Source organism: Adlercreutzia equolifaciens, from assembly GCF_029076695.1.
Classification (GTDB): domain Bacteria; phylum Actinomycetota; class Coriobacteriia; order Coriobacteriales; family Eggerthellaceae; genus Adlercreutzia; species Adlercreutzia equolifaciens_A.
Genome location: NZ_JARFIK010000001.1, coordinates 214,864 through 230,738 on the forward strand (window position 1 = coordinate 214,864; position 15,875 = coordinate 230,738).

14 protein-coding genes are annotated in these 15,875 nt (G+C 61.8%); 2 read left to right on the forward strand and 12 right to left on the reverse strand.

The window, feature by feature from the left end; translation table 11 throughout:
* Positions 1 to 114 precede the first annotated feature (114 nt).
* The 4 genes from PZH32_RS00655 to PZH32_RS00670 form a co-directional block, all read right to left on the reverse strand.
* A complete protein-coding gene (locus PZH32_RS00655) occupies positions 115 to 1,095 on the reverse strand; it encodes a DUF4097 family beta strand repeat-containing protein (RefSeq protein WP_275205706.1) in 981 nt (326 codons plus the stop codon).
* Positions 1,092 to 2,057 (reverse strand): helix-turn-helix domain-containing protein, encoded by a 966-nt coding sequence (locus tag PZH32_RS00660; protein ID WP_275205707.1) that lies wholly within the window; start codon positions 2,055 to 2,057, stop codon positions 1,092 to 1,094. The genes PZH32_RS00655 and PZH32_RS00660 overlap by 4 nt, the downstream gene beginning before the upstream one ends.
* A 174-nt stretch (positions 2,058 to 2,231) precedes the next feature.
* Positions 2,232 to 3,080, reverse strand: coding sequence for a GH25 family lysozyme (locus PZH32_RS00665; RefSeq protein WP_275205708.1), 849 nt, complete (start codon positions 3,078 to 3,080; stop codon positions 2,232 to 2,234).
* A 312-nt stretch (positions 3,081 to 3,392) separates the two neighbouring features.
* Positions 3,393 to 4,964, reverse strand: coding sequence for a helicase HerA-like domain-containing protein (locus tag PZH32_RS00670; RefSeq protein ID WP_275205709.1), 1,572 nt, complete (start codon positions 4,962 to 4,964; stop codon positions 3,393 to 3,395).
* A gap of 158 nt (positions 4,965 to 5,122) precedes the next feature.
* Here PZH32_RS00670 and PZH32_RS00675 point away from each other — a divergent pair, with 158 nt between their 5' ends.
* Complete coding sequence (locus PZH32_RS00675; protein ID WP_275205710.1) at positions 5,123 to 5,647, forward strand: ferredoxin domain-containing protein; 525 nt, start codon at positions 5,123 to 5,125, stop codon at positions 5,645 to 5,647.
* Between the two features lie 330 nt (positions 5,648 to 5,977).
* Positions 5,978 to 6,514 carry a TetR/AcrR family transcriptional regulator gene (locus PZH32_RS00680; RefSeq protein WP_275205711.1) on the forward strand — a complete coding sequence of 179 codons (537 nt, stop codon included), beginning with the start codon at positions 5,978 to 5,980 and terminating at the stop codon, positions 6,512 to 6,514.
* Between the two features lie 42 nt (positions 6,515 to 6,556).
* Here the strand turns inward: PZH32_RS00680 and PZH32_RS00685 are convergent, their stop codons facing one another.
* The 8 genes from PZH32_RS00685 to PZH32_RS00720 all read right to left on the reverse strand — a co-directional run bounded on the left by PZH32_RS00685 (position 6,557) and on the right by PZH32_RS00720 (position 15,872).
* Positions 6,557 to 7,351 carry an ABC transporter ATP-binding protein gene (locus PZH32_RS00685; RefSeq protein WP_275205712.1) on the reverse strand — a complete coding sequence of 265 codons (795 nt, stop codon included), beginning with the start codon at positions 7,349 to 7,351 and terminating at the stop codon, positions 6,557 to 6,559.
* Entirely contained in the window at positions 7,348 to 8,484 is a 1,137-nt protein-coding gene (locus PZH32_RS00690; protein ID WP_275205713.1) for a hypothetical protein, read from the reverse strand. Before PZH32_RS00690 ends, PZH32_RS00685 begins: the two co-directional genes overlap by 4 nt.
* Positions 8,485 to 8,526: 42 nt before the next feature.
* Positions 8,527 to 9,528 (reverse strand): peptidylprolyl isomerase, encoded by a 1,002-nt coding sequence (locus PZH32_RS00695; RefSeq protein ID WP_275205714.1) that lies wholly within the window; start codon positions 9,526 to 9,528, stop codon positions 8,527 to 8,529.
* A gap of 71 nt (positions 9,529 to 9,599) precedes the next feature.
* Complete coding sequence (locus tag PZH32_RS00700; protein WP_275205715.1) at positions 9,600 to 10,955, reverse strand: DUF4129 domain-containing protein; 1,356 nt, start codon at positions 10,953 to 10,955, stop codon at positions 9,600 to 9,602.
* The gene (locus PZH32_RS00705) at positions 10,952 to 12,166 is read right to left on the reverse strand and encodes a DUF58 domain-containing protein (RefSeq protein WP_275205716.1); all 1,215 of its coding nucleotides are present in this window, start codon (positions 12,164 to 12,166) and stop codon (positions 10,952 to 10,954) included. The genes PZH32_RS00700 and PZH32_RS00705 overlap by 4 nt, the downstream gene beginning before the upstream one ends.
* A 72-nt stretch (positions 12,167 to 12,238) precedes the next feature.
* A complete protein-coding gene (locus PZH32_RS00710; protein ID WP_275205717.1) occupies positions 12,239 to 13,198 on the reverse strand; it encodes an AAA family ATPase in 960 nt (319 codons plus the stop codon).
* 99 nt (positions 13,199 to 13,297) lie between these two features.
* Complete coding sequence (locus PZH32_RS00715) at positions 13,298 to 14,452, reverse strand: iron chelate uptake ABC transporter family permease subunit (protein WP_275205718.1); 1,155 nt, start codon at positions 14,450 to 14,452, stop codon at positions 13,298 to 13,300.
* Positions 14,436 to 15,872 (reverse strand): FecCD family ABC transporter permease, encoded by a 1,437-nt coding sequence (locus PZH32_RS00720; RefSeq protein ID WP_275205719.1) that lies wholly within the window; start codon positions 15,870 to 15,872, stop codon positions 14,436 to 14,438. Before PZH32_RS00720 ends, PZH32_RS00715 begins: the two co-directional genes overlap by 17 nt.
* Positions 15,873 to 15,875 lie beyond the last annotated feature (3 nt).

Genomic DNA, 15,875 nt, shown 5'->3' on the forward strand with positions numbered 1-15,875 from the left:
TAAACGCCCCTGCAGCACGAACGCAGTTCATTCGCAGCATAAACGCACCGAGGGCGACCCCGTGGGGTCGCCCTCTTTTTGTTGGCTGATGTTGGCTAGCGCGGGCTGCGCTCCCTAGGACGCTATCAGCTCCAGGGAGCCGCTCAGAATATCGAAGTCAAGCTTGCAGGCCGCCCCTTCGCCGCTCTGAGCGCCCTCGAAATCATTACGGAAGCTACCGGTGGTTTTATCCACTTGGGCCGTCAACGCTGTATCGGCCGGAAGCTCCAGCACGATACGGCCCGATGCCAGCGAACCCGTGATGGCAGCCGGAGGCGCCGGGGTCGAGCTCAGAAGAAACTCGCCGGAGGCCTGCTCGACGGACAAGATCTGAGCCACCGTGCCCTCGTAGGAAACGCGCCCGCTGGCCAAGGTAAGATCAAGCGATTCGACCGCGATATTGCTCACCGCCACCGATCCCGAGGCCACATCCAATTCAAACTGGGAGCACAGCACATCGCCCGAAGCGCCGTCGATGGTGTAGTCGCCCGAAGCCGCATCGAGCTCGAAGCGCTCCAAATGGTCTTGCAGCGAGGCGGGAATGAGCAGTTCCAGCTCCTTGCCCGCACCCCACGAGTTGGAACACCCCAACAAACCGCCGTGACTTGGCAGGTAGTCGATGGAAAGCGTGCCGCTCTCGGACACTTCCCACAGAAGATCTGGCACCCGCCCGCTCAACGTTTCCGTAGCACGAATAGCGCCGTTGGTCTCCTCGTCGGGCACCACGCGGACGTTCACCTTACCAGCCAGCCAGTTCAATTCGATGGCCGACACCTTCGCCGCCTCCACCTCGAAGCTGCCTTGCCCCCAGGCATCGGCATGGGCGTTTTCCGGTCCCTCATAGTCGTCGGTCACAATGACAGCACTGTCTTTGACCACATCGGACAGCGGCTCAAAGGCCATGCAGCCCGCCACGCCGCCCAGCGGCCACCAGGGACTTCCCCAATCACTCCAGCCGCGATTGCCGCGCAGGCAGCCGCCCAGCCACCCGCACACCAGCAGGCAGAGCAAAGCAATGAGGCCGATCTTCACATAGGTGCTCTTCGCCAGTTTCATCGGTCGCCCCCTTCTTCTTCGGAAGCGTCAGATGATGCCGGAGGGGCCGATTGGGACCCATAGGCCGATACCGCCGAGGGGGTGCTTCCAGCGGGCGCGGCGGCGGAAGCCGCCGCAGACGAACTGCCAGCCTGCACCGTGGGTGCGCTGACAGCACCAACGCCCTCAGCAGACGCCGCGCCGCCGAAGCTTGCGGCACGCTGGGCGCGCTCGGCCTTCCATTCTTGAAATCCCGGATCGGCCTCCAGAACGTTCACCGCCCAGTAATAGAAGGGGATGGTCAGGAAAATGACCCAACCCGGATGCCACCACCCGAAGCAGAAGCCCACCAGTAGGAAGATCACCGCGCACAGCAGCGGATAGGGAAAGCTTTGCAGCGGGTCCTTCGGTGCCGACGCGGGTACGGGCATTGGTGCCGGAGACGGGGCCATCGGCGTGGGAGGTGGCGTCATGGGAGTCGAAGACATCGGAGGAACCGGCCGCGGCGCCCCGTAAGGCGCCCCCTGCACGAAAGGTGGCTGCTGGGCCGACGCCCCTGGCATCGACGGGGCAATCGGACGAGACGCGTTCACCTCCACAACTACCTTCGCGGGCTCCACCGACTCCTTGGAGGCGGCGGTGGCCACGGTAGCCGCCTCGGCCGCCGCCGACTGAGCGCGCACCGCGGCCTCTTGAGCCGCAGCGGCCGCTTCGACCACCTCGTTTTCTGCCGAGGTCGCGCGCTCCTGGGCCTCATAGCGCATATCTTCTTCCACTTCCGGACTAACGCGCAACAGCTCATCAATGGTTACTTCGTACAGATCGGCCAAGGCAATGAGGTTGCCCATATCGGGAGCCGACTCGGCGCGCTCCCACTTGGACACGGCCTGGCGCGACAATCCCAATTGCGTGGCCAGGTCCTCTTGGGAGAACCCGCGCTCGCGGCGCAGTTCGGCAAGGCGCTGGGCGATTTCGACGTTCATCACAGTTCCCTTTCGCGTCTTCTTCGTCACATCTTGCCTCTCACCCTATGGTTTCCGCACCAGTTGCACCAGCACCTTATGTGGTCAATTTACCAGAAGCGGGCAAAATTCCCCGCGACAACCAATGGTTGCGGGTAACGTGAACTGGGAATTTGCGAGATTTTGACGATGAAGCTATTTCGGCTCGAGCCACAGGTTCAAGTCCACTGGCGTCTCGATGCCGGCCACATCACCGGCATTGGTGTACTGCCAAAGAGCAAAATCGAAGGGAGCCGTAGGCGAAGGCACGCCGTATTCCGCCAACCACAGTGGGTAGGCAGCGCGGGCTTCCGCCGTCAATCGCAGAAGGTCATTCTGGTTCCCATAAATGAGGGGCTGATACCCCGCCTGCTTGATAGCCTCGCAGAAAGCCAAAGCGTTAGCGGTGAACTGCTCGGCCGACAGGTTGTTCGCACGGGCTCCTTCGATCTCCACGGCCTCATGGTCGTAGGCGACGGTGGCGAAGGTGACCCCGGCCTGTTCGGTCTCGCGCAGGTTGTCGATGGCGAAGGCAGCCTCTTCGCGCGCTTCGTCCTCGGTAAGTGCCTGGGAGAAGAAGTAGGCGCTCACCTCGAGCCCTGCCTCGTGGGCGCGCACGGCATTCTGGTAGAAGAACTCGTCGGCCCCCAGAGCGCCCTCAGTAGCGCCGCGATTGCCGATGCGTGCGAAGACGAACTGCACCCCAGCCGCGGCCACTTGGACCCAGTCGATAGCGTCGCCCTGATGCTCGGACACGTCGATACCCCAGCGCGAACGCACCTGGTTATCCTCGTAATAGGCCAGCTTTTCGCCGTCCCACACCAAGTTGTCCCAGTTGTAGGGACTCACATAGGGCTCCGGTTCTTCGGGCGCGGCGGACTGCTGAGTGCCTCCGCCGCTGCATCCTGCCAAAAGGCCTCCGGTACCGCAAGCAAAAGCGGCCGCTGTCCAAGCGCTGGCGGCCATAAAAGACCGACGCGTCAGAAGAGGCGAATGATCGAACACGGAAGTTCCTCCTTGACAGATGGGGCGATCAGGGCCGACGGCAAGATCGGCCAACGAACAGATAGCTGACGATGAGCGAGCCACCAGACCCCGTGGCTCGCATCGAGCAGGCGGGGCTCACAAGGCGCGACAACGGCATCTGAGCGTCGCTACGACTCTGCAGCGTCTCCTTATTTTATAGGAGACCATTTTTCTGCATCGAATCTGCCGCAAACTGGCAGAAAAACGAGAAGTAGCCCGGCACGTCTTTCGTCTGCATCCACGAAAAGCGCACCGGGCCTTTTCTTCATACGCGCCGCCCGCTTTGTCGCGCTACTTCCGCAAACCACCGAAGATGCCGCGAAGGAGCTGGCGACTGGTTTCGCGGCCAATTTGCCCGATGACCGAGCTGACCGTCTTCATGGCCTGCTCGCGCTGCTTTTCGGCCGCTCGGGCCGCACGCTCGGCTTCCTTTTCAGCGGCCTTCTGGGCACGCTCGGCCTCCTTCTCGGCCGCCTTCGCTGCCCGGGCTTCTTCGGCCGCCTTCTGCTTCTCGAACTCGGCGCGCTCCTTTTCCAGCTGAGCCTTTTGCGCGGCCAGCTCGTCGGCTTCGGCGGCGGCGTTCTTCTCAGCGGCTATCTTCTCGTAGGCACTTTCGCGATCAATGGCCTGGCCGTACTTCTCCATGAGGGCAGCCTGAGCCTGCCGGACTTTCTCAAGGGTTTCCGGCGAGGCAGCGCCCATCTTGCACTCGGGCGGCAACACCTTGGCACGCTCCACCACACAGGGCTGGCCGTCCTCGTTGAGCAGCGACACCAGCGCCTCGCCCGTGCCCACTTCTTGCAGCGCGTCCACGGAATCGAACGCCGGGTTCTCGCGGAACGAGGCCGCGGCGGCCTTCACGGCCTTCTGCTCGGCCGGCGTGTAGGCGCGCAGCCCGTGCTGGATGCGGTTGGACAGCTGGGCAAGCACTTCATCGGGAATGTCGGAGGGTGATTGGCTGATGAAGTAGACGCCCACGCCTTTGGAGCGAATGAGCTTCACCGTTTGGACGATTTTGTCCGTGAGCTCCTTGGGCATGTCGTTGAACAGCAAGTGCGCCTCGTCGAAGAAGAAGACGAACTTCGGTTTGGGCAGGTCGCCCGCTTCGGGCAGCATCTCGTAGATTTCGCCAAGCATCCACAGCAGGAACATGGCGTACACCTGGGGACTGGCCATGAGCTTCGCGGCGTTCAGGATGTTGACCACGCCCTGGCCGGCGTCGTCGGTGACCAGCCAGTCGGTAATGTCCAGGTTCGGCTCACCGAAGAAGATGTTGCCGCCCTGATCCTCCAGGGTGAGCAGGGCGCGCTGAATGGCACCGATGGACTGCGAGGAGACGCGGCCGTAGAGCGTTTCCACCTCGCTGGAGTGTTCGGCCAGGTAGGCGAGCATGGCACGCAGGTCTTTCAGGTCGATGAGCAGCATGCCGTTGTCGTCGGCCAGGCGGAAGGCGATGGCCAGCACGCCGCGCTGCACGTCGGTAAGGCCAAGCAGGCGAGCGAGCAAGTCGGGCCCCATGTCGGAGATAGTGATGCGCACGGGGATGCCGTCGGCGGTGAGCATGTCCCACAGACGCACATCGCAGCCGCGGGGCGTCCACCCCTGGGCGCCCAGGGACGCAGCACGCTCGGCCATGGCCTCGGCGTTGTCGGCCGGCTCGGCCATGCCCGTGACGTCACCTTTCACATCGGCAAGAAACACCGGCACGCCGGCCTGGGCAAAGCCCTCGGCCAGCACTTTCAACGTAACGGTTTTGCCCGTGCCCGAGGCGCCGGCAATAAGACCGTGACGGTTGGCCTGATCGAGCAGAAGATAGCAGGGGTTCTCGCCGCGCGCGACGAGGATTTTATCGCCTTCAAGCATGGAAGCCTCCTGACCGGGGGTATGAGTCGTTGGGCTCATCTTACGGGGAAGGTCACCGTTGCATGCCCCACACGCCCCGCACCGTTGGAAGACCGTTGCGTGCCATCGTAGGGAGCAGGCGGTGCTAGAATGCAGGAAGCCGACGAAAAGGAGCTCTCATGCTGTACGACGAACGCACGCTGCGCCACGACCAGGCCTTAGACATTGCCCAGAAGATGCTGGTAGCCGCCCGAACGGCACCTAAGGGCAAGGGCATCGACGTGATCGAGTGCGCCGTTGTCGACGGCGACGAGCAAGAGGCGCTCGCATGCGCCATGGAGAGCATCGGCGAAGAGCGCGGCCACCAGTTCTTTCTGCGCGACGCGGGCTGCGTGCGCAAGAGCCAGTGCGTGGTGCTGGTGGGCACGCGCACCAAACTGCAGGGGCTGAACTGCGGTTACTGCGGCTTCGCCACCTGCGGCGAAAAGCCGGCCGAGGCTCCCTGCGAGATCAACGCCGTGGACGTGGGGATTGCCCTGGGAGCGGCGGTGTCGCGTGCCCAGGCCTACGGCGTGGACACCCGCATCATGTTCAGCGCCGGCCAAGCCGCCTGGAAGCTGGGCCTCCTCGGCGAAGGCGTGGGCCAGGTGTACGCCATTCCGGTGAGCATCAGCTCCAAGAGCCCGTTTTTCGACCGCGGGTAGGAGGACGAAGGCCGCATCGCCTCCTGCACGTCTCGCTGCGTGGTCCGCTTCTTTGATAAATAGTTTACAGATGACGGTTTTTTATTCTGCATCGAGTATAATTTCTCTGCTCAAACTGAATGAGACGTTTCTCTTGTCCCGCCCGCACAAGAGAATACGGCATGCGACGTGTTTCCCTTCCCGAAGCAGGTGCGTTTTACGCTTCTACGAACGAGCTATTCGCCACACCCGGCAGTCCTTCATTGAAGAGCAAGTGACATAACAGCAGGGAATGCAGATGCTGCTTCAGCCGTCGAAGACATGCTGCTTCCTCTCAGGGAAAGAGATCTCGTGAACGCGCCGAAACGGCTTATAGCCGCCTTTCTGAAACTTACCGAGGATCGCACCGTCGAAGACGTGACCATTCTCGATCTTTGCAATCAGGCGGATATTAGCAAGCAGACGTTCTACCGCTACTTCACAGACAAGTACGCTCTCATGGAAGAATGCTACGAGCGCGAGCTCTACCGCCTTTTTTCCGACAAGAATACTTCTTGGGACGAGAAGCTTACCAAGTACTTCGGCCTCCTGCGCCGCTTCGGTCAGTCGATTCCCAGCGGCCGCTCGTTCGCCCGCAGCGTGGCCATGGAAGAGTGCAACGTGAAGCTGTATCGCGATGTCCTTAACGCACACCTAGCCGCTCAGGGGGCCGACATCGAAGGCGACGCCATTAAGTTCGCCGTTGACCGCGAAGCGCGCAGTGCTATTGCCATGGTGCGCGAATGGGCCTGCGGGGGCATGCAGGAAACCGACAGCTTCATGAGCGAACATATTATGAACACCATGCCGTCCAACATCGCGTCCTTCTTCACGCAGAACAACCGCTAGCCCGCACCAAGGAGCCTTGTCCCGCTTCAAACCGTCTCGGCGCTATGCCGATTCCTTGAAGGACGGCGCGCAGAGCCGCATGATCTCGTTGCGGGTATCGACGAACTCGACGATCTTGACGGAAATCCCAAAGGCCTGCTGCATGTTGCGCTCGGTAATCACGTCAACGGCCCGACCCCAGCGCATGGGCAGCTCCCGCTGCAAAAGCACCACGTTCGAATCGCACATAAATGCGTGATCAGGACTATGGGTGGTCATCAGGATGGCCAATCCGTTGCTGGCCAATTCGCGGATCTTGCCAATAACGCGCATAGCATTGCCGTAGTCGAGGGCCGCCGTGGGCTCGTCAAGAACCAGCAGCTGGGGCTCTTGCACTAAGGCACGGGCAATCATGACTAGCTCCAGCTCGCCGCCGGATATGTTGGTATACACCTCGTCGCGCAAGTGCTCGATGCCCACCGCCGCCAAGGCGTTCTCCACCAGGGCGAAATCGTCGAAGCTCGGGGTACTGCCCGACGGAATCTGACCGATGCGCCCCATCATCACCACGTCTTTGACGGCGTAGGGGAAGGGCGGTATGTGAGCCTGGGACACGTAGGCAATCTGTTTAGCCAGCCGCGTCGGCCCCCACTTCGTCGCGTCCTCGCCGTCGATGAGCACCTTGCCCGACTTCAAGGGCTGGGTGCCCAGAATGGAGCGGAACAGCGTCGATTTGCCCACGCCGTTCGGGCCCAACACGCAGCACACCTCTCCGCTTTGCACCGAGAACGTTATATGCTCCAGAACAGGCTTTTCAGCCCCATAGCCGCAGGCGATGTCACGTATCTCGAGCTTCACGCCGTCGCCTCCTTAGTTTGCCCCGAAGCCTCGCTGCCCTCATCCGACCCACTTGCTGCCAGGGCCTCGGCGCGCTGAGCCGCCCGCACCGCCTTGTCGTAGGCCCGTCGCTTGATGAAATAGTAGGCGAACAGGCCCAGCAGGCTGCAGAGCAGCAGAACCACCAGGACAAGGAAGGTGACGAACTCCTTGTTGAGCCCGCCGCCCTGAAGGAACAGACGCTCGAACAAACTGGGCACAGCGTCGCCCGCTTCTTCACCCGGCTCGCCAAGCGGCGCATCGGCATCACCAACCGGCGTATCGCCGATCAAGGCACCCTCCATAGGGGCACCAGCCGCAGCATCGGCGGCCCCATCGGCACCCAAAGCTCCGGCCGCGCCAACGCCGGCACCCAAACCGCGCCCGCCAATGGGCGGCAGGGTGCCCGGCGTCGAGATCGAGCCTCCCGACAACCCTGAACTGCCCGCCGACGCTGAGCCACTGCCCGCCCCCACCGTCACATCATTGGGCACGTTGGAGGGCTCGGTTACCGTCGGTACGTCCTGAGCCGGCACGCTGGGGTCAATGGCGATGGCATCGACCACGGCCGCAGGGCCCAGTGCGTATACGCCGCCGCCCTGCAGACTGAAGGTCACGTCGCCCTCGGCCGTCACCGTCAGCTCCTCGCGCGTCCCCGCCACGGCGGCTGCCCCGGCTCCGGCCGAAGATCCTTCCCCGGCGCACAGGTACTTGAGCACCACCTGGGCATTCGGCTTCACCACCTTGTTGGAAAGCGTCGTCACGTTGAACGTGTAGCTGTGGGAACCGCCCTGATAAGGATTCAGCTCGAAGGGATTGACCAGCACCACCGTGCCCTCGAGCGCCTCGCAGTTGGCCACCTGCTTGGCCACGCTTGCTACCACGCCGGCTCCCTGATAGTCGGCATAGGGGGCAAGGATGTCCTCCATGGTGGCCGCCGAAGGGTTCAGCATGAGCCCGTACCATTCGTTCGCGGCGCGGGCCTCCGCCTCGGCGGCATGGGCCAAAGCAGCAGGCATCATGCCAAGCGCAAAGGAAAAGCCTGTCGCCATCAGGGCGAGACTCAGGCAAAGCTTCGCGAAGCCAGACAAGCAGGGGGCAACGAAATGACGCATGGAAGAAACTCCTTAGTCGCAAGATGACGGCAACGCCGCATCCTATAAGTCGTAGTAGGTGGGAATGAGAATCTCGACATCAGCAGCGTCGTACAAGTCCTCAAGGTAGGCCTGGCACAGATCGTCCCAGTAACTTGCCTCGGCGCTTTCCTCAAGCTGCTGGCGAATAGGGTCGGGCATGGCATCCAGGTCGATGGGGTCCCCTGGCGTATACTCGCCGGTCTTCTTGAGGATATAGAGGCCATCGTCGATAAGGAGCACCTCATCGAGCAACTGCCCGGGCGCCAGGGTTGCCAAAGGCTCGGAGAACTGCTCGCCCAGCGCCGCCGTGGTAATCCAGCCGAAATCACCGCCGTTCTCTTCCACCGTGGTGCTTTGCGAGTACTCGCGGGCAAGGGCAGCGAAATCGGCGTCGGAGTCGGCCTGCAGCTCCTTGAGAATTTCCTGCATCTTCGCCAAATTGCCCGCTGGCATGTAGATATACGAGAAGTCCACCGCCTCGTACTCTTGGCCGTGCTCATCGGCATAGGCATCGATGAACTCCTGGGATGGCGCCTCGCGAGGCACCTCTTCCTCGAACAGCTTCTTCTGGCGAATACCGTAGCTGAGCGAGACGCTCATCTCGTCCACCGTCGTCCCCAGCGCCTCCAGGGCCTGGACATAGCCCTCTTCGGAAGACACGCCCAAAAACTGCCAGTAGTTCTGCTGCGCTTCCTCGATCTCCTCGGGCGACGCATCGATGCCCAGCTCTTCGCAGCGCTGGGTAACCACCATCTCCGTTCCGTAGAAGTCCAGCAGCGACGTCCAGTACTCCTCCATCGTCGTTCCCTGGAGGTCCACATAGGCCTCGAAGGCCTCGTCGCTCGTGGCCTCGATGCCCTCCTTGATGGAGTCGACATAGCCCTCCAGCACCGCCGCGGGCAGTCCTTCGCCGTTGACCTTCATGGCCAAGCGCTCGTCATTGGACGAGCAGGCGCTCAGCAGGCTCGCCGCCAGAAGTCCGGCCGCCACGACCGCCGCAAGCTGGCCGCCCTTTTTCTTCAAGCTCTGCGTCCAAGCGCCCCTCTTGATCGGATACCCTGCGCGAGCCGCGCGGATTTTTTGCAACATGTCTGTCATTTGATCACCCAGAAATACTTGAAAGCGTACTTGAGCGCGCCTACCTGACGCCTCATGTTGTCAGCAAAGCCGTTGTAGAACGCCCAGCACTCATCGAGCTGCTGCGCCGTGGGCTCTTGGCCGCCGTAGTGCACCACATCGTAGGCCGTGGATACTTTGGCCCAGTTGCTCTGGGAAAACGGCACACTGAAGGCCGCGGCGCGGCTCACCGAGTCTTTGGCGAACTCCATGGGGGCCGAGGAGTCCGGCTTTACCACTCCGGCCTTTCCCAGCTTGGACAACATCTCGCGATAGATGGCCCCCACCTGCTGACGCGGGGGCAGGCTGGCCAGCGTGCGCTTATGAATCCAGCGGGCCACCAAACGCCCGATAACCGCCAGCACTAAAGCCAGCAGCACGGCAGCCACGATAATGGCCGGCAACCACGAGATGATGTCATACGTGACCAGGCTCTCCTCCGACTCCTCTTCGGCATCAAGGCTATAGGTGTCCTGCGAGCCGGAGAAGTTCAGAGAATCCTCCATGTAAGCCTGCGACTGGGCGCTGCTGGAGCTGCTCATCTCCACGGGGCGCGACTTGTTGCCCGACAGCGACTCGTCGGTGATGTTCTCCGTCCACTGCTCCTCGTCCTCCACTTTCTCGATACGCACGGGATGGTTGACCTCCACGGTCTCAAGAGCCTCATCGACCACGAACAGCTTGAGGGTCAGATGGCCCGGATTCAAAGGCGCCACAATGCCGAAGAACAGCGCCGCCGCCACCGCCAGGGCAGCCGCCACGGCCACCACCTGGGTGACCAGCACGGCGCCCTCCACCTTGGCAGACTCGCTCTTCGCCGAGGCCGCCTGCAAGGTCAGCTGATAGGAGCGATAGGCGAACAGCAGCACCGCCGCCACGAGAAAGCCCACGGAGTAGCTGTACAGGTTGCTGTGGAATACGAACTGCACGTAGGCCACCACCAAGACGCCGGCCACCCACAGCGCACAGAAACGAGCTCGCGAGCGCGAGAGCAGGTAGACCAACGTATTGACCACCACCAGCGTGCTGGCATAGGTAAAGTGGTTTCCCTCCTCGTCAACGGCCACGGGCACCGTGGACGTGCCCAGGCCCACCCCCAAAACCAAAATACACAGCGCCACGTACAGGGCGACGAAGCCCTTGCGCTTCGCGCCCGAGGCGCTGGTCGCGAAGAGCACCAGCTGGAGCAGGGCGCACAGACCCCCGTTGACAGGCCCGTTGAACTGGAGCGCCGGATCGATCATGAACCCCATAAGGGCCACCACCGTCAAGCAAAAGCTCATGACCACGCACAGCAGGTAGTCGGGCGCAACCGCTATCACATGCCGTCTCATTGCACGCCCACCTTCCACACCTCGTCACCGCGGTCGATCCACACGCAAGGTATGGCGTGGGTCGACAGCTCTTTGAACGCGCCCAGACGCTGGGCCCGCTCCACCTCGGTCAAGTTAGGAGGCATAATGGCCACTGCTGCCACGCCGCGCTTTTCGCGCTTCAGGCTTTCAAGCGCCTGGACATTCGACGCCGAGAAGTCGGTGGTGAAAAGATAGAAATCCGTCTGGAGGTTGGGGTTGGATGCCAGCGACGTCATCATGTGCGCCGCATCCCCGGGGTTCGGCTTGTCAGACAGGCGCGGCATATCGCCGATGAGCAGGTCCAGCTCGTGCGGCGTGCAACGGTGGGTTATCTGCACTTCTCCCCGGGTGTCCCGGAACGCCAAGGACACATCCACGCCGTTCTTCTGAGCATGGTTGGCCAGTGTGAACGCACCCTCCAGCATGACATCGAACCCGGTGAGCAGGGTCTCCGGATCCTTCTCGGCACTGTAGAAGTCAAGGAGGATGGCGATGCCGGGATTGTTGTGCGCCTCGAAGAGCTTTGTGAACAACTGGCGGCCATTGCGCGCAGAAAGCTTCCAGTGCACTTTCTTCATAGGGTCGCCCATTTCATACTCGCGCACATAGGCGTAGTCGACGTCGTCGCTCAGAACGCTCTTGGCGTTGCGCTTGGCGTCGGCCGACAAATTCTCCGAGAGGCGCATGCGCTCAATCTCGTAGACGCGCGGCACCACGCGCAGCGTGACCATCTTGGTGGTGCGCAGCGTGCGGGAGAACAGGCCGAGGAAATCGAATACCTGCACTTGCACCAGACCCACCTGATGGATGCCCACGTGGTCGAAAGACAGATCGATACCGATCTCCTCGCTTTGATGACTGCCCAAAACGGCAGATGTCGCCAGATAGGACACGTCGAGACCGTCCGAGTCGGCTACAGCGAACACCGCGTCGACGCGAACCAGCGGAAGCGCCGAGCCATTCGTCAGCCGCACGGTCACGCTGCCCTGTTCTTCACGCATCCACTCGTAGTGGCTGGCGCGCTGCTCAATGGCCACGCTTTTTCCCACCAAACGCAGGTACGCCGCGGCCGCTCCCACTGCGCACAGCAGAAGCAGCAGCGGCAGGTACCCGATAAGATCGCTCACGAACAGAGGCGGCACAATGCAAATCAGCCCCGCCACCACTGCGAAGGCGACGCGGGGAGCCACGGGCGCCACCGGTATGCGCGCGGCGGCCCTGCGCTCTTTTCCTTTCCGTCGGAACACTGGCACCGCGGGCTCCTACTCGCCCGCGCTCACGGGCACCGCAATGGAGCCCAGAATGTCGGCGATGACGCCATGCTCATCGATGCCCTTCACCCGTGCCTCATGACCCAGCTGGATACGATGGGCCAAGGTGTAGTCCGCAACATACTTCACATCCTCGGGACGCACATAGCCGCGACCCTGCATAAGAGCATAGGCCTTCGCCATGGCCACCAAGGCAATGCCGCCGCGAGTCGAAGAGCCCAGCAGCACATCGGGATGATTGCGCGTGGCCGTCACAATCTCTTGGATATAGACGTACACATCGTCGCTCACGTGAACATCCTGCACCGCCGCGCGCAGCTTGACGACATCCCCCCCGTTGGCCACGGCGCCCAGAGACGTCTTGTCCTCGGGGCGACGCTTCAGTACCTTCAGCTCTTGGCTGAACTCGGGGTACCCCAACGAAAGCTTGATCAGAAAGCGGTCGATCTGAGCTTCGGGCAGCGGATAGGTGCCATACTGCTCAATAGGGTTCTGCGTGGCGAGCACCATGAACGGCGACGGCAGCGTGAACGTTTGGGAGTCCACCGTTACCTGACGCTCCTCCATAGCCTCCAGCAGCGCGGACTGGGTCTTGGCGCTTGCACGGTTGATCTCGTCGGCCAGGACGATATTGCTCATCACGCCGCCCGGACGGAACTCGAACTCCTGGGTTTTCTGGTTGAACACCGAAAAGCCGGTCACGTCCGACGGCATAACGTCGGGGGTGAACTGGATGCGCTTGAACGAGCTGTCGATGGAGGCGGCCAAGGCAGACACCAAGGAGGTCTTGCCCGTGCCCGGCACATCTTCCAGCAGTACATGGCCGTCGGCCGCCAGAGCCATCACCACCAGGCGCACCTGCTCGTCCTTGCCGTACATCACTTTGCAGATGTTTGCCGTAATGGCCTCCATGCGCTCGCTCGCCTCACGGACGAGGCTCTCGTTAATCATCGACGGGCATCCTTTCTCGTTCTTGCTTTTCAAACTCCACCGGTGTGCCCGGTGCTTGCGCGCTGCGCGCTTTGTCCTATCGTCTCCTCGTCGCCCCGACTAGTTGTTGTTCCATTGCCGCTGGGCCACCACCATGACCCACGCAAAGGCCGGCAGCGTCACCAGCGACACCATAGTGCCCAGGGGCACGCCATCGCCCACAAAGGGAATGAACGAAATGAGAATACGACAGGCCAAAAGGACAATGGCTCCAATGAGCACGTTGCCAATAGCCTGCCGACGAAACTCGGCACCGAAGATTCCGCGGGATACGAAGGGCACCACCAGCGAGATCATGGCCGCCGTTCCCACGTAGGTTTGCGCCACCACGATCATCAGCGATCCGCAGGCCAAGGCGATGAGGCGCAGCTTCACGGGGCTCACGCCCAGAAGCCGCATCTCCTGGTCGCTGAAGGCCACCGCATTCATCTGGAAACGCGTCCAGAACACCGGAATGCAGCAGAGCAGCGACACCACCACCAACACCCCCAGAGACAAGGGCGTAAAGGTAAGGTCGGTAACATTGGACACCTCGAAGTACGCCGTCCATTCCGTATCGGAAAAGACGCTGTTCACCACGTAGTTGATAACGGCGTTCAAAATGCCCGTGAGAATAGTGGCCACCAGCATGACGTCGAGCATGTTCAGGGTACGCTTACCGCTGACCAAACCGCCCAGAGCAAGCACGATCAGCAGGACCACCACACCCCCCACAAAGCAGAAGGCAAAACGCAGATCGTAGAACGTCGCCGAGGCGGCGGCCTGCCCGAACACCCATACCATCATCATGCAGCCGAAGGAGATGCCGCTGGTGACGCCCAGCATGGACGGGGCTGCAATAGGGTTGCGAAACACGTTCTGGTACAACATGCCCGCCACGGCCAGCAGCATGCCGCACACCACCGTAATGAAGGTATAGGCCAAACGAGCAATAACTTCGTAGTACATGGGGTACTGCTCGAGCAGCTCCGTTTTATGAAGCAGCACCGAGGGGTCGATAAGCGCCACGACATTCAGCTGCAGCCACGTGCCGTAGCAGCCCACCACCTCCAACGGGCTGTACAACAGGCCGAAGCGCGAGGTGCCCGTGCACAACGAGAAGAGCACCAGCACCAGTAGAACGCCCAGGGCAACCATGGTCTTGAGCCGCAGGGAAGCGCGGTCGCGCTCATAGCGCTCAAGAATACTCTGCTCACCTTTAAAGCCAAGCGCCACGGGCATCCCCTTTCTGACGAAGGGCCACGATAATAAAGAACACTCCGCCCAACAGCGACGTGAAGACGCCGATATTGGTGGCCACGCCGTCGCCGAACATCGAGAGGGCGCAATAGATGGCCACCAAGAACACCGCGCCGGCCAGCATCGAAGCAGGCAGCAGGTACTTGAAGTTGGGACCGACAATGCGCCGCACCACATGGGGCACAACGAAACCCACCATGCCCACATTGCCGCAGAAGGCAACCACCACTGCCGTCAGCAAGGTGCAGAGGCCCACCATGCCCCAGCGCAGTGCGGTGGTATTGGCGCCCATGGACCGCGCCTCCTCCTCGGAGAAGGCCAGAATATTCAAACGCTGCCCCAAGAAGAGCACCAGCACCAGGCACAGGAGGACCGGGATACCGGCCAGCACCACGTCCAGCATGGTAAAGGTGTCCGAGAACGCCTCCACTTGCAGCGAGCGAATAACCTCGAGACGAGAATCACCCGTCTCGCTGAAGAAGTACTGGAGCATCGCGATAACCGCGCCGATAAGCGTGGCCACAATCTGGCCCGTGATGACCATGACAATGCTCGACACGCCCCGCTGACTCGACACGTGGGAGACCAGCAGCACGAACACCACAACAACGGCACTGCCCACCAGGCAGCACAGCGAATCGCCGTAGACGGTCATCAGATACTCACCCACGCTGAGCGTTGACAGGTACTCCCGAATCTCCGAAGCGCGCACCAGCTCGTTCATGCCCGCGTAAGACGAGCCGTAGAAGAACAGCACGTACACAATGCGCCCGGCATTGGCTCCCTGCATGACACCAAGCGTCGAGGGAGAGGCCAGGGAGTTCTTCAGCGCACCCTGGTACACCGCGCCCGACACTGCCAGGGCGGCTCCCCCCAGGGCAATAATAAGGTAGCGGTTGGCCGTATAGTCGATGGAATAAGAAGCACCCTGGAACGTTATATAGGAGAAGAACGCACCCAGACGATGCTGCACCGAGGCGAACCAAGTAGCCAAAGACGTCTCGGAGGCGCTGAAGGCGAAGACTCCGGGAGGCAGCGCCATGGCCAAGAGAAACACCACCACCAGGAGCACGGCGAGCCCAAGGCAGATGCGCCCCTGGGAACTCATGCGGTGATCGCGATCGCGCTGGGCGCTGTACACGTCCACCTCATCCTTGCGATGAAGTCGCAAGCGTCGATACCCGTAATCAGGTCCGCGATCGATCACATCGGGTGCCGCGAATAACGCGCCCTGGCCCTCGGTAAGCCCGGCTTGCTCTTTTTGAGCCGCCCGATCGCGTGCCGACTCCCGATATCCTGGCACTGCCGCGGCCCCGTAGTCGGGAGCCTCGACGGCAGGCTTCTTGTCCGGAGCCGCGCCAACGCCGTCCGTCTTTTTTAAAGAGAGTTTCGCCACCGC